Source organism: Haemophilus parainfluenzae, from assembly GCF_036288925.1.
GTDB lineage: Bacteria > Pseudomonadota > Gammaproteobacteria > Enterobacterales > Pasteurellaceae > Haemophilus_D.
Map to the genome: position 1 here is coordinate 2,137,771 of NZ_CP127167.1, position 14,463 is coordinate 2,152,233.

Genomic DNA, 14,463 nt, shown 5'->3' on the forward strand with positions numbered 1-14,463 from the left:
AAGATCCGATGATACATGCTAAAAGCATTTTCAATGGGCGCATAAAGTGGATCAAATGGAAAAGGATAATTCTCGTTATTATATTGATGGTTAATCTAACGATGAGCTCACAAATCGTGATACTCATTACATTAATTTTCTGGCAATTTTGCCAAGAAAGCATAACCGCCTTTTTCACTCATTATTTCAACATTAGAATCCGCTGTAATAAATGCTGACTCACCTTGTTTCAAGGTAAGTGCGGTTGATTTTTCTTGTATTTTTAGCTCGCCTTGCATCACCAATAAAATGCCTGCACTTTGAAGATTTAATTCAGTATGTTGTTGTGGTTCAACACGAATTTGAGCTAAAGCAAAATCGTTTACTGGCGTTTTATAAGTAAATTCTGACTGATTTTGAGGTGCCGCTGAGATAATTTGAGGTGTTACTTCGCGACAATCCACAATTTTTAATAATTCGACAATATCGACATATTTTGGTGTTAAGCCACCACGAATCACATTGTCAGAACAGGCCATTAACTCCACATTTTGTCCGCGAAGGTAAGCATGAGGAATACCCGCATCTTGGAAAATGCCCTCTCCTTCTTTCAAATACACGATATTAAAGAGATAAAAACACACCAGGCCGGCATCTAATTTTTCAGGCGAAATCGCCATGGCTTCCATGGTATAAAGCACCCAATAATCCGGGTTATCTAGCGCCAACTCGCCATTTCTATAAGGCTGTTGGTTAGCTTCAATAATAGGTAATAGCCAATTTGCGAGCGTTGATTGATCCGCCAACATAACATCTGCATAAAATTCAGCAAGGCTTTGTGTGTCAAGTTTTTCAGTCAAAGGTTGCAAAGGGGGTCGCGCATTTAATGTCGCAAGGATTTGAGCTTTTGTTTTAAAACCATGTAAAAGCCAGAAATCAGATAAGGCAATCATCATTTCTGGTTTATGATTTCTATCTTTATAAGTCCGCGTGCTGTCTGTTAAGGCCACGCCTTTTGCATTTTCAGCCTCAAAGCCCTTTTCAGCTTGCGCTTTAGTTGGATGCAATTGAATCGATAACGGCTTTTCAACATCTAAAATCTTTAACAAATAAGGGAGTTCATCACCAAATTGCTGGCGGCTTGCTTGCCCAAGTGCGGTTGGATTTTGCGATAAAAATTCAATAAGAGATTCTTGGTTACTTACATTCTCAATCACGGAAGGCGCAGATGGATGCGCACCTAGCCACCACTCAGCACAAGGTTGATCTTGCTCTGAATTTAATCCAATCAATGATGCAATATAGTTTTTTCCGCCCCATGCATAATGCTGTACTTGGCCAGTTAATCGATAAATCATTTTTGCCTTCCTCAAAAAGAATAAGTATAAAAAAATCCGCTCATTTAAAGCGGATCTTTTAATCAGTGAATCTTATTTCTTTAAAGTTAGAACAATAGATTCTCCAGCAATCACCTCACCCGATTTTTTCTCAATGCATGAAATTTCATCCATGTTAGAGATAACCACTGGTGTTAAAACTGATTTCGCTTTTGATTCTAATGTTGCTAAATCAAATTCGATTACTGTGTCGCCGCGTTTCACGCTTTGCCCTTCTTGTGCAATACGAGTGAATCCTTCACCTTTTAATTCAACAGTATCAATACCAAAGTGAACAAATAATTCAACTCCCTCTTTTGATTCCATTGAAAATGCATGGTTGGTTTCAAAAATTTTACCAATAACACCATCAACAGGCGCCACAATTTTGTCACCTGTTGGGCGAATTGCGATACCATCACCCACGATTTTTTCAGAGAAAACAACATCTGGTACATCTTCGATATTCACAATCTCACCAGAAAGTGGCGCATAAATTTCCACTTCCACAGCTTTATTTTCTTTTGAACCAAATAATTTGTCAAATAAGCCCATTTTAATCTCCTATCTATTAAAGATGGCTGATATTTTAACGTAAAACTTTGTTTTTGTATCTAGTTTAACGATTTTTCTGCTAAAAAAGCCTGAATTAATTGTTCAATTTCAGCAGATGTTGGTTTTTGTAATGCTTCATCCGCCAAGGCTTTTACCTCTTGATAATTCACATGACGCACTAATTTTTTAATACGAGGTACAGAAATTGCACTCATACTAAATTCATCCAAGCCCATACCGAGTAACAATAAGGTCGCGCGTTCATCACCGGCTAACTCGCCACACATCCCCGTCCATTTGCCTTCTGCATGAGAGGCATCAATCACTTGTTTAATCAAACCAAGTACTGAAGGTGACATTGGATTGTATAAGTGAGAAATTAATTCGTTACCACGGTCAACGGCTAAGGTATATTGCGTTAAATCGTTTGTACCAATACTAAAGAAATCCACTTCTTTCGCTAAGAATTTCGCATTCACTGCCGCAGATGGGGTTTCAACCATGACACCTACTTGAATACTTTCATCAAAAGCCTTACCTTCTGCACGTAATTCGGCTTTTAACGTTTCAAGCACAGATTTTAACTCGCGAATTTCTTCTACCGAAATAATCATCGGGAACATCACGGCAAGTTTACCAAATGCCGAAGCACGTAATACCGCTCTTAATTGCGCATGTAAAATCTCACGACGATCAAGGGCAATACGCACTGCACGCCATCCAAGAAATGGGTTCATTTCTTTTGGTAAATTTAAATATGGAAGCTCTTTATCACCACCAATATCCATGGTACGTAATACTACTAAGCGGCCTTCCATTGCTTCAACCACTTCTTTATAAGCAATGAATTGCTCTTCTTCGCTTGGTAATTGATCACGATCCATAAAGAGGAATTCTGTACGGTATAAACCTACCCCTTCTGCACCATTACGATGTGCCCCTTCACAATCACGAATCGTACCAATATTCGCAACCACTTCAACTTTATGGCCATCAAGGGTCACTGCCGGTAAATCTTTTAATTTCGCTAATTCTGCTTTTTCTTCAGCGAGTTTTACTTCTAGTGTTTTTAATTCGTCAATTTCAGCTTGAGTCGGATTCACGTAAACACGGTTGTTCACGGCATCTAAAATAAGATAATCACCGGTATTCACTCGCGCGGTCACATCATTTGTCCCAACAATGGCCGGTAATTCAAGTGAACGAGCCATAATAGAGGTGTGAGAGGTTCTACCACCAATATCCGTGATAAAACCTAATACTTTTTCTAAGTTTAATTGAGCAGTTTCTGATGGGGTTAAATCGTAAGCCACAAGGATAGACTCTTCGGTAATATCACCAAGATCGACAATGTGCATACCTAAAATATTTTTGATTAAACGATTACCAATATCACGAATATCACCCGCACGTTCTTTTAAGTATTCATCATCAATCTCAGACAACATTTCAACTTGTTGATCGATGATTTTACTTGCTGCCACACTCGCATTTACTTTGTGTGAACGAAGATAATCAATAATCTCTTCTTCTAATTCTTCATCTTCAAGGATCATTAAATGGCCTTCGAAGATAGCCGCTTTTTCTTCACCTAAAGATTTTAACGCGCGTTGATGAATAGAATTAAGTTGCTCAACGGCTGCTTCACGGCCCGCATAAAAACGAGCAACTTCTGACTCGATTTGATCTTCTGAAATTTTTTGGAAATCCAGAACAATTTTTTCTTCTTTTAATACTAAAGCTTTACCAAAAACGATACCTGGCGATGCTGGGATACCTGTAATCATAATTTTACATTCCGAAATAATTTATTAAAAGCTAAATAAACAATAGCCACAGAATAGGAATTCTGTGGCTATCGTCAATTATTCTAAAGTAGGAATTAATGCTACTAAATGTTCAACGGCTTGTTGTTCGTCTTCACCTTCTGCCGAGATGGTAATTACAGTTCCTTGCGTCAAACCTAAGGTTTGTAGCTTAAATAAGCTTTTAGCACTTGCGCTCTTGCCTGCAGAAGTAACAGTTACATCCGAAGCAAAAGCTTTTGCTTCTTTTACGAACTGTGCCGCAGGGCGAGTATGTAAACCATTAGGAGCCGTAATCTCTACATCTTTTGAGAACATAATGTTACCTCTACATAGTAATAGTAAAATTCAAAAAACAATCTTATAAATCCGCAGTAGTATCCCTGTTAAGTATAAAATAATCAAGGAAAAACATAAAAAAAATTGAGCGATATCACAAAATTTAAACGTTTGCTTACTAAGTAAGAATAAAACATATACTACACAGAAAAATGACGTTGTGATTTTGTCTCACTCAGGCTTTCAATGAGGCGATGATAATTTTCATAGCGTATTGGTGAAATCCGCCCTGCCTCTACCGCTTCGCGTAATGCACAGCCAGGATCGTTCAAATGCTTACAATCTCGGAATTTGCACGTCCCTAAGAAATATTGAAATTCACGATATCCTTTGGTGATCTGATCTGGCTCCAAATGCCATAAACCAAACTCACGAATACCCGGTGAATCAATCAAATTGCCGCCTTGTGGTAAGTGGTATAAACGAGAAGAAGTCGTGGTATGTTGCCCTAAGCCTGAGGTTTCACTGATACCGCCTACCTGCGCATTAACTGTTGGTAAAATATGGTTAATTAAACTGGATTTACCTACCCCTGACTGCCCCACAAAAATGGATGTGCCATCACTTAAAAGTGCGGTCAATTTTTCCATATTTTTTCCGGTTTCAGCAGAAATGATGATGGTCTGATAACCAATATCACGGTAAATCTGTAATTGGCTTTCCACTTCCTGCTCTTGCTCGGCATTCAGTAAATCGCCTTTATTCACCACAATGACAGGTTCGATCCCTGCATTTTCACACACCACTAAATAACGATCGATAATATTGAGTGAAAGTACCGGTACAACGGCAGACACAATAATAATACGATCGATATTCGCCGCGATTGGTTTCAACCCATCATAATAATCTGGGCGAGCAATTTCATTTTGTCTTGGGTGAATGGCTTCAATCACCCCACTCACTCCTTGGAGCTGTTCATTGCCTTGTCGCCAAATCACTTTGTCTCCAACCACAAGACTAGAAAGTGTACGACGTAAATTACAACGGAAAATTTCGCCTTGTGCATTTTCCACATCTGCATGAACTGAATAACGCGTAACGACTATCCCATCTTGGCTTTCACCTAGCATATCATCTTGCCATTCCACTTCTTTCTTCTTGTGGCGATGCAAGGCTTTCGCGTTATTTGATTGAATTCGACGAGTTTGATTTTGCGTTAGTTTACGTTTGCTCATAAAGTGCGGTCGTTTTTTCCGATGTTTTTCGTTAAAATAAACGGGATTAAAAATGTTTATAGGATACCTTATATTATGCAATTAGATAAACAAAATCTGATTTGGATCGATTTAGAAATGACAGGATTAGATCCTGAAAAAGAACGCATTATTGAAATCGCAACCATTGTGACCGATAAAGATCTCAATATTTTAGCTGAAGGACCTGTGATTGCAGTGCATCAAAGTGATGAATTATTAAACAAAATGTCGGAATGGTGCGTAAAAACCCACACAGCTAACGGCTTAGTGGAACGTGTTAAAGCGAGCAAACTCACCGAACGTGCAGCAGAATTACAAACATTAGATTTTTTAAAACACTGGGTGCCGAAAGGTGCTTCACCGATTTGTGGCAACAGCATCGCACAGGATAAACGCTTTCTTTACAAATATATGCCTGATTTAGCGGATTATTTCCACTATCGTCATGTGGATGTCAGCACATTAAAAGAATTGGCTTCTCGCTGGAAACCAGAAATTTTAGATGGATTTAAAAAAGGCAATACTCATTTAGCTCTTGATGATATTCGTGAATCAATTAAAGAGTTAGCTTACTACCGTGAGCACTTTATTAATCTGGGTTGATGAAAACTTAGGCAAACTCAATCATTTGCAAAATCTGCGCTTGCGTTGAATAAATTTTTTCGTATAATGTTGCCTCATTCACCAATGTGAAATGCGGGAATAGCTCAGTTGGTAGAGCACGACCTTGCCAAGGTCGGGGTCGCGAGTTCGAGCCTCGTTTCCCGCTCCAAATTTTCACATGGATACCATGCGGGAATAGCTCAGTTGGTAGAGCACGACCTTGCCAAGGTCGGGGTCGCGAGTTCGAGCCTCGTTTCCCGCTCCAAATTCTCAATCCGTTGCTGAAAAGCAGCGGATTTTTTATTGTATTTTCCCTACATATTCCCTTCAAAATACGATAAAATCCCCTAGAAACTTTAACCTAAAAAATCACGCTAAGAATGACCAAATTAACCCAATACATTCCTGATGAAGGCACTATGCTCCGTTTTGGTAAAAAACTCGCAGAAGTGCTTGTAAAACAACCGAAAGATAACGCTATTGTGCTTTATTTTAATGGCGATCTTGGTGCAGGTAAAACCACCCTGACTCGTGGAATGGTGAAAGGTTTAGGCTACCAAGGCAATGTCAAAAGTCCTACTTATACGTTAGTGGAAGAATATAGCATTGCAGGAAAAATGATTTATCACTTTGATTTATATCGTCTTGCCGATCCTGAAGAATTGGAATTTATGGGTATTCGTGATTATTTCAGCCAAAATTGCATCTGCTTAATCGAATGGGCTGAAAAAGGTGAGGGCATCTTGCCTGAGGCTGATTTACTAGTGAATATTGATTATTACGACGATGCTCGAAACATTACGCTAATTGCTCAAAACTCAGTAGGCGAGCATATTTTGGCACAACTATAAAACTGACTTACATGAAAGCAAAATTTTCGTTTCTTTTTGGAATATTTTCTCTAATTTCTACTACCGTATTTGCCGCACCACAATGGACAATTGCGATTGATCCTGGCCATGGCGGTAAAGATCCTGGTGCAATCGGAAAAAATTTAGGTATTTATGAAAAGAATGTCACGCTTTCTATTGCTCGAGAACTAAAAGCTTTATTAGATAAGGATCCTAATTTCAAAGGTGTCTTAACACGTAGTAGCGATTACTACATTTCTGTTCCTGAGCGCTCTGAAATTGCACGAAAATTTAAAGCAAATTTTCTTATTTCAATTCATGCCGACTCTTCGTTAAACCCTAACCAACGTGGAGCGTCTGTCTGGGTACTCTCCAATCGCCGTGCTAATGATGAAATTGGGCAATGGTTAGAAGATGATGAAAAACGTTCAGATCTTCTCGGAGGCACGGGTAAAGTACTTTTAAGCCACAATGATAAATATTTAGATCAAACAGTGCTCGATTTGCAATTTGGACATAGTCAACGTACTGGCTATGAGTTAGGAAATAGTATTTTACGTCGTTTTGCACGTGTAACACCTTTAAGCCGAAGCACGCCTCAACATGCTAGCCTTGGCGTATTACGTTCACCGGATATTCCTTCTGTTCTCGTGGAAACGGGGTTTCTTTCTAATATGGAAGAAGAACAAAAACTGAATACTATTACTTATCGTCGCCGTATTGCTTATATGATTTATGAAGGCTTAGTCGCTTATCGCAACGGTAATTTAAAAACGATCGTAGTTCTACCTAGTGACGAGCAAGACAGCAAATCTACAAAATTAAACAATCAAAACAATGAAAAATCTGACCGCACTTCTGATGTGAAAGACAGCGGTATTCGCCATAAAGTGAAATCAGGCGAAAGCATTGGTAGCTTGGCGAACAAATATGATGTCAAAGTCAGTGAAATCATTGAGTTAAATAAACTGAAACGCAAAGAACTTTGGCTAAATGAAACCATTAAGATTCCAGATAATGGCAAAGGCAAAAAAGCGGAAGAACCAACTAAAAAAGAAGAGAAAAACGCCGAAAAATCTGACCGCACTTCAAGTGTTAAAGACAGTGGCGTCCGTCATAAAGTGAAACCTGGTGAAAGCATTGGTAGCCTGGCAAACAAATATGATGTAAAAGTCAGTGAAATTATTGAATTAAATAAACTAAAACGTAAAGAACTTTGGCTGAATGAAACTATTAAAATCCCAGATAACGGCAAAGGCAAAAAGATAGAAGAAAAACCTAAATCGGATGATAAAGCCAAAGCTGATAACAAAGGGAAAAACAGCAAGATTGTTGAAGCTGAAAAAGCCGTTTCTAAAAAAGATAAAAAACAAGAAAAAACCGAGAGTAAAAAAGAGCCTGAGAAAAAAGGCAACGATAAAAAAGACACTTCTTCAAAAGGAAATGAGAAAAAAGATAATGGCAAGAAAGAAATCCCGCTTTACCATACGGTGAAAGCCGATCAAACTCTCTATGGCATCTCTCGTGAATACAATGTACCGGTTAATCGTCTTTTAAAACTGAACCCAGTATTGAAAAACGGCAAAATCGTGACTGGGCAAAAAATCAAACTTAAAGAAAAATAAGGAATCCTATGGCAATCAAAATTCTTTCTCCACAGCTGGCTAATCAGATTGCCGCAGGTGAAGTGGTCGAACGCCCTGCTTCTGTGGTGAAAGAATTAGTGGAAAACAGCCTTGATGCCGGTGCCAATAAAATTCATATTGATATTGAAAACGGCGGCGCCAGCCTGATTCGTATTCGAGATAATGGCAGTGGTATTCCTAAAGAAGAATTAAGTCTCGCACTCGCTCGACACGCAACCAGTAAAATTACCGATCTTGATGATCTCGAAGCCATTTTAAGTTTAGGTTTCCGCGGTGAAGCCCTTGCCAGTATCAGCTCGGTTTCTCGTCTCACGCTTACTTCTCGCACTGCAGAGCAAAATGAAGCATGGCAGGTTTATGCACAAGGACGAGAGATGGAAACTACAATTAAACCTGCGTCTCATCCAGTCGGCACGACAGTTGAAGTCGCAAATCTCTTTTTTAACACGCCAGCTCGTCGTAAATTCTTGCGCACTGATAAAACAGAATTTGCTCATATTGATGAAGTCATTCGCCGAATTGCTTTAGCAAAATTTAATATTGCTTTTACGCTCACTCATAACGGCAAAATGATTCGACAATATCGTCCTGCAACGAATGAAGAGCAACAACTAAAACGTGTTTCTGCTATTTGTGGCGATGATTTTGTTCAGCATGCCTTGCGCATTGATTGGAAACATGATGATTTGCATCTTTCTGGCTGGGTGGCGGCACCTGAATTTACACGTTCTCAAAATGATTTGAACTATTGCTATATCAATGGACGAATGGTGCGTGATAAAGTGATCACCCACGCCATTCGCCAAGCTTATGCGGAGCATTTACATACTGAGCAATACCCTGCATTTGTGCTATTTATCGACCTCAATCCACATGATGTCGATGTCAACGTGCACCCAACAAAACACGAAGTTCGTTTCCATCAAGCCCGCTTAATTCATGATTTTATCTGCCAAGGCGTAACAAATGCGCTCAATGCTATTCCTCAAGCTGAATTGGATTTAGCGCCAGCGATAAATGCAGCAAGAGAGCCTTCGGCTTCATATAAACCTAACTATGAACCGAAACCCAATCGGGCGGCAGCGGGACACAATATTTTCGCTTCGAATTATCATCAGCCTCGCGAAAAACAATCAGAAAATCGACCACACTTTTCAAACCGTAGTGAATACGTTCCGTCATATGGTTATCGTGAACAACCTACAAAGACGGAACAACGCTTATATGGTGAATTAGTACGTCCTGTGGAAAATTCTCAAGTTTTAACAAAGTCAGTCGTTGAACAACTCCCACAGACAAGTGAACCAGGCTATTTACGCGCATTAGCATTAATTGAAAATAAAGCATTGCTTTTACAACAAAATCAGCAGTTTTATTTGATGTCATTAGCTAAATTGCAAACCTTAAATTATGAATTAACCTTACAACAAGGTGAAATTTCACAACAACCGCTGCTCATTCCGATTATTTTCCGCTTAGATGAAAAACAATTTGAACAATGGCAAAAACAAAAAGCCTTTTTTCAGCAAAGTGGTTTTGAATTTATTGAAAATGAAGCCCAGCTACGTCTCACTCTAAACAAAGTGCCTACGGTTTTACGTACACAAAATTTACAAAAATGTGTGGTAAGCCTACTTGCGGAAGATCTAGAAAATATGCCTGATTTTCTGACCGCACTTTGTCAGACGCTAGAGATGAAACCGATTCAAGTATTAGCGGATGCGGTCAGCTTATTAAGCGAAACGGAACGCTTACTGAATAAAGCTCATCAAGAGAAATTTAATACATTACTGAAACCGATTAACTGGCAACCTTTTTTAACTGATTTGTAATATGACACAAAAAACTGACTCCAAACCGACCGTACTTTTTCTAATGGGACCAACAGCCTCAGGAAAAACAGATCTTGCTATTCAATTACGTCAAAGCCTGCCAGTGGAAGTGATCAGTGTCGATTCTGCATTAATTTATAAAGGCATGGATATTGGTACGGCAAAGCCTTCTAAAGAAGAACTTGCTCTTGCCCCTCACCGATTAATCGATATTTTAGATCCCGCGGAAAGTTATTCTGCGATGAATTTTCGTGACGATGCGCTCAGAGAAATGGCCGATATTACCGCACAAGGTAAAATTCCGCTTTTGGTTGGCGGCACGATGTTGTATTACAAAGCATTGATTGAGGGGCTTTCTCCTCTTCCATCTGCTGATGAAAATTTACGCTTAGAAATTGAAGAAAAAGCGCAAAAATTTGGCTGGCCAGTACTTCATCAAGAATTACAAAAAATTGATCCTATTTCAGCAAAGCGTATTAATCCAAATGATTCACAGCGCATTAATCGTGCACTAGAAGTATTCTATTTAACGGGCAAATCATTAACGGAATTAACCGAACAAAAAGGCGAAGAATTGCCTTATCAATTTTTACAATTCGCTATTGCACCAGAAGATCGCGCGGTATTGCATCAACGTATCGAACAACGTTTTTATAAAATGATCGAATTAGGTTTCCAAGAAGAAGTGGAAAAACTCTATCAACGAGAAGATCTCCATCCTGATTTGCCTTCTATACGCTGTGTTGGCTATCGCCAAATGTGGGAATATTTACGTGGTGACTATGATCATGAAGAAATGGTCTTCCGCGGTATTTGTGCAACTCGACAATTAGCCAAACGACAAATCACCTGGCTACGCGGCTGGAAAACACCACTAAATTGGCTAGATAGTCTGCAACCGCAACAAGCCAAAGAAATCGTACTACGCAAGATTGACGAACATTTTAAAGGGTAAATTATGGCACTTTCACTTCCGCTTTCGACTGAAAAACTCATTCAACTTGGCGAAGTGCTTTGCCAACATTTCCCTGAAATGAATCTTGATGAAATAACCCAACAAATCGAGCGGGACGCAACAAATCTCACGACACCAATCGGACAAATCAACTATGCCATCAGTCTGTCTGATTTCTTGGAAAAAGTCTTAAAAAAACACCCGCACTTTTTAGCCCAATGGTGGCAAACACCTCCTCAATTTTCAGATTGTCAACATTATGCTAGCCGTTTAGCTGACCAACTCTCCACTATCCAAAACGAAGAACAGCTTTACAAAACATTACGAAATTTTCGTAATCAAGAAATGGCAAAACTTAGTTTCTGTCAAAGCTTGAATCTTGCCACCGTAGAAGACATTTTTATTCGTCTTTCTCAACTTGCTGAAAGCCTTATCATTGGTGCGAGAAATTGGCTATATAAACAAGCTTACGAAGAAATGGGCACGCCTTGTGATGAAAATGGCAATCCTCAGCAACTCTATATTCTTGGCATGGGAAAATTAGGTGGTTTTGAGCTAAATTTCTCCTCTGATATTGATTTAATTTTTACCTATCCTTCACAAGGCGAAACCGTTGGAGCAAGACGAGCCATTGATAACGCCAAATTTTTTACCCGTTTAGGACAACGTCTGATTAATGCATTGGATCAATTTACGCCAGATGGTTTTGTCTATCGTACGGATATGCGCCTTCGCCCTTTTGGCGACAGCGGTACGCTAGCCTTAAGTTTTTCTGCAATGGAGCAATATTACCAAGATCAAGGGCGAGATTGGGAACGCTACGCCATGATCAAAGGGCGTATTTTAGGCGCAAATGAGCAAGATCCCAATGTAAAAACCTTGCAGCAATTACTTCGCCCCTTTGTGTATCGACGCTATATTGATTTTAGTGTGATTCAAGCTTTACGTGAAATGAAAGGTAAAATTGAGCGTGAAGTGCGTCGTCGTGGCTTAAAAGACAATATTAAGTTAGGCGCAGGCGGGATTCGAGAAATCGAATTTATTGTGCAAGTTTTTCAGCTAATTCGCGGTGGACGTGAGATTAAGCTCCAACAACATGAATTGCTTAAACTTCTCCCTGAAATACGAGATCTTGGTTTAATTACGCCTCAACAATACCGTGAATTAAGAGAAGCTTATATCTTTCTACGACGTATTGAAAACGTGCTTCAAGCCATTGATGACCAACAAACGCAACTTCTGCCAACAGATGAAAAAAATCGCCTTAGATTAATGGTCGGTTGTCGAGAATACACTTATTTAGATGAGAACAATCAGGCTACGATAAAATCTTATCCAATTGAAAACTGGGATGATTTCTATCAAACATTACAGGCACACCAACAAAAAGTGCGGTCAGTTTTTGATGCATTAATTGGTGAAGAAAAAGATGAACCTAACGATGACAATAATCAGTGGATTGATTTTTTAGAAGGTGATCTCGATGATATTGAACAAATGCTAGTCGATAATCACATTGATGAAGATGCGATTTCCGATATCTTAGATAAACTTATTCAATTTAAAGATGGGCTTTCGCGCCGGGTTATTGGCTCTCGAGGTCGAGAAGTTTTAGCTCACTTATTGCCAAATATCTTCACTCAAATATTTGAACAAAAAAATTACCGCACTTTATTGCCACGCATCCTCAATATTGTGGATAAAATTGCGAGTAGAACGACTTATTTGGAATTGCTCTTAGAAAATCCTCAAGCCATTGAGCAGCTAATTGAACTATGTTCGCAATCCCAGATGATCGCTGAACAAGTGGCTCGTCACCCTATTCTACTCGATGAATTATTAAATACTGAAGCGCTACGTAATCCATTGCCATTCACACAGTATCCTGACGAATTAAAGCAATATATGCTGCGATTACCGCAAGATGATGAAGAACAATTTATTGACGGGTTACGCCAATTCAAACAGTCCATTTTATTACGTGTTGCAGCCGCCGATATTCTCGACGTATTGCCTGTTATGAAAGTAAGCGATCATCTCACTTATCTGGCAGAAGCAATCATTGATGCCGTTGTCAATTTTGCTTGGCAACAAGTCAGTCAACGATTTGGGATCCCCGAACACCTTGCAGATAAAACTGAAAAAGGTTTTTTAGTTATTGGCTACGGCAAATTAGGTGGAATTGAACTCGGTTATAAATCTGATTTGGATTTAGTCTTTTTATACCAAGCTGTTGAAGGCCAAACCATTAGTGGGAAAAAATCCATTGATAGTAACCAATTCTATTTAAGACTGGCTCAAAAAATTGTCAGCATTTTTAGCATGAATACCAGTGCAGGCGTACTTTACGATGTTGATATGCGATTACGACCTTCAGGCGATGCTGGCTTACTAGGCTGTTCGCTTCAAGCATTTGAAAACTATCAACTCAATGAGGCATGGACTTGGGAAAAGCAAGCGCTTGTCCGCAGTCGTGCCATTTTTGGTGAAACTGAATTAAAAGCAGAATTTGAAAACATTCGCTGTAATGTACTTTCAGCTCAAAGAGATATTAATCAGCTAAAAATTGAAGTAAGAGAAATGCGTGAAAAAATGTACGAACATTTATCTCACACAAAAGAAGGCTTTTTTAATATCAAAACAGATCGTGGCGGCATTACCGATATTGAATTTATCGCCCAATATCTGATGCTTGCGAATGCTCCAGCTAATCCAATATTAACAAAATGGTCTGATAACGTCCGCATCTTTGATTCAATGGCAGAACATCACATTATTTCTCTAACAGAATGTGAAAAGCTCAAATTCTGCTACGTAACACTACGTAATAAAATTCATCACCTGAACTTATTAGGAAATCCTGTCATTGTTGATGATTCGGCGTTTACAGAAGAAAGGGAATTTGTTTGTTCTTTTTGGAATAAGTTATTTTCTTAAAAGATTAAAGGAGTCTATTCTCAGATATTTGGGATAAACTCCTTTTTATATATTCTCTACGTAAAAACAGCCTAACTTTCTACCGCACTTATATTGTCAAAGTAATCTTTAACAAAACTCCATAAACAAAAACCCCAAGCTCTTTAGCTTGGGGTTCTACATTCAGACCTGGCGGTGTCCTACTCTCACATGGGGAAGCCCCACACTACCATCGGCGCATCGGCGTTTCACTTCTGAGTTCGGTATGGGGTCAGGTGGGACCACCGCTCTATCGCCGCCAGGATTATTCCTTTAATAACTTTTCTCTCTCTGCTCCGCTATCTCTAGCGTCTCACAACCAAACAAGCTGATTCACCTAAAAACTTTCTTCTTCTCTTTCTTCTCTG

The 14,463-nt window shown here is 39.2% G+C and carries 11 protein-coding genes, 2 tRNA genes and 1 rRNA gene; 8 read left to right on the top strand and 6 right to left on the bottom strand.

Translation table 11 applies throughout. From position 1 onward, the window contains the following. Positions 1–131: 131 nt before the first annotated feature. From manA to rsgA, 5 genes are all read right to left on the bottom strand, one after another. A complete protein-coding gene (gene manA / locus QQS40_RS10735; protein WP_289902473.1) occupies positions 132–1,337 on the bottom strand; it encodes a mannose-6-phosphate isomerase, class I in 1,206 nt (401 codons plus the stop codon). 72 nt (positions 1,338–1,409) lie between these two features. Next, the gene (gene crr, locus QQS40_RS10740) at positions 1,410–1,910 is read right to left on the bottom strand and encodes a PTS glucose transporter subunit IIA (RefSeq protein WP_049355414.1); all 501 of its coding nucleotides are present in this window, start codon (positions 1,908–1,910) and stop codon (positions 1,410–1,412) included. A 59-nt stretch (positions 1,911–1,969) separates the two neighbouring features. After that, positions 1,970–3,697 carry a phosphoenolpyruvate-protein phosphotransferase PtsI gene (gene ptsI, locus QQS40_RS10745; protein ID WP_049355415.1) on the bottom strand — a complete coding sequence of 576 codons (1,728 nt, stop codon included), beginning with the start codon at positions 3,695–3,697 and terminating at the stop codon, positions 1,970–1,972. A gap of 78 nt (positions 3,698–3,775) precedes the next feature. Next, positions 3,776–4,033: a phosphocarrier protein Hpr gene (gene ptsH / locus QQS40_RS10750; RefSeq protein ID WP_049355416.1), complete on the bottom strand. Its 258-nt coding sequence runs from the start codon at positions 4,031–4,033 to the stop codon at positions 3,776–3,778. A 161-nt stretch (positions 4,034–4,194) separates the two neighbouring features. Beyond that, entirely contained in the window at positions 4,195–5,232 is a 1,038-nt protein-coding gene (gene rsgA / locus QQS40_RS10755) for a small ribosomal subunit biogenesis GTPase RsgA (protein WP_128787062.1), read from the bottom strand. A gap of 75 nt (positions 5,233–5,307) precedes the next feature. Here rsgA and orn point away from each other — a divergent pair, with 75 nt between their 5' ends. From orn to glnE, 8 genes are all read left to right on the top strand, one after another. Continuing rightward, a complete protein-coding gene (gene orn, locus QQS40_RS10760) occupies positions 5,308–5,856 on the top strand; it encodes an oligoribonuclease (protein WP_128787061.1) in 549 nt (182 codons plus the stop codon). Positions 5,857–5,949: 93 nt separating this feature from the next. After that, positions 5,950–6,025, top strand: a tRNA-Gly gene (locus QQS40_RS10765). A 20-nt stretch (positions 6,026–6,045) separates the two neighbouring features. Further along, a tRNA-Gly gene (locus tag QQS40_RS10770) sits at positions 6,046–6,121 on the top strand. A 115-nt stretch (positions 6,122–6,236) separates the two neighbouring features. Next, positions 6,237–6,707, top strand: coding sequence for a tRNA (adenosine(37)-N6)-threonylcarbamoyltransferase complex ATPase subunit type 1 TsaE (gene tsaE, locus QQS40_RS10775; RefSeq protein WP_329505259.1), 471 nt, complete (start codon positions 6,237–6,239; stop codon positions 6,705–6,707). Between the two features lie 11 nt (positions 6,708–6,718). Next, entirely contained in the window at positions 6,719–8,332 is a 1,614-nt protein-coding gene (locus QQS40_RS10780; protein ID WP_329505261.1) for an N-acetylmuramoyl-L-alanine amidase, read from the top strand. 8 nt (positions 8,333–8,340) lie between these two features. After that, on the top strand, positions 8,341–10,185 hold the full coding sequence (gene mutL / locus QQS40_RS10785; protein ID WP_289902475.1) for a DNA mismatch repair endonuclease MutL: 1,845 nt from the start codon (positions 8,341–8,343) through the stop codon (positions 10,183–10,185). 1 nt (position 10,186) lies between these two features. After that, positions 10,187–11,140: a tRNA (adenosine(37)-N6)-dimethylallyltransferase MiaA gene (gene miaA / locus QQS40_RS10790; RefSeq protein ID WP_289902476.1), complete on the top strand. Its 954-nt coding sequence runs from the start codon at positions 10,187–10,189 to the stop codon at positions 11,138–11,140. A gap of 3 nt (positions 11,141–11,143) precedes the next feature. After that, complete coding sequence (gene glnE, locus QQS40_RS10795; RefSeq protein ID WP_369866784.1) at positions 11,144–14,077, top strand: bifunctional [glutamate--ammonia ligase]-adenylyl-L-tyrosine phosphorylase/[glutamate--ammonia-ligase] adenylyltransferase; 2,934 nt, start codon at positions 11,144–11,146, stop codon at positions 14,075–14,077. Positions 14,078–14,243: 166 nt separating this feature from the next. Here glnE and rrf read toward each other — a convergent pair. Further along, positions 14,244–14,359 (bottom strand): 5S ribosomal RNA (gene rrf / locus QQS40_RS10800). Positions 14,360–14,463 lie beyond the last annotated feature (104 nt).

Bases quoted from the DNA above. Each gene is read 5' to 3' on its own strand.
- manA (WP_289902473.1), bottom strand. From the start codon at position 1,337: ATGATTTATCGATTAACTGGCCAAGTACAGCATTATGCATGGGGCGGA.
- crr (WP_049355414.1), bottom strand. From the start codon at position 1,910: ATGGGCTTATTTGACAAATTATTTGGTTCAAAAGAAAATAAAGCTGTG.
- ptsI (WP_049355415.1), bottom strand. From the start codon at position 3,697: ATGATTACAGGTATCCCAGCATCGCCAGGTATCGTTTTTGGTAAAGCT.
- ptsH (WP_049355416.1), bottom strand. From the start codon at position 4,033: ATGTTCTCAAAAGATGTAGAGATTACGGCTCCTAATGGTTTACATACT.
- rsgA (WP_128787062.1), bottom strand. From the start codon at position 5,232: ATGAGCAAACGTAAACTAACGCAAAATCAAACTCGTCGAATTCAATCA.
- orn (WP_128787061.1), top strand. From the start codon at position 5,308: ATGCAATTAGATAAACAAAATCTGATTTGGATCGATTTAGAAATGACA.
- tsaE (WP_329505259.1), top strand. From the start codon at position 6,237: ATGACCAAATTAACCCAATACATTCCTGATGAAGGCACTATGCTCCGT.
- QQS40_RS10780 (WP_329505261.1), top strand. From the start codon at position 6,719: ATGAAAGCAAAATTTTCGTTTCTTTTTGGAATATTTTCTCTAATTTCT.
- mutL (WP_289902475.1), top strand. From the start codon at position 8,341: ATGGCAATCAAAATTCTTTCTCCACAGCTGGCTAATCAGATTGCCGCA.
- miaA (WP_289902476.1), top strand. From the start codon at position 10,187: ATGACACAAAAAACTGACTCCAAACCGACCGTACTTTTTCTAATGGGA.
- glnE (WP_369866784.1), top strand. From the start codon at position 11,144: ATGGCACTTTCACTTCCGCTTTCGACTGAAAAACTCATTCAACTTGGC.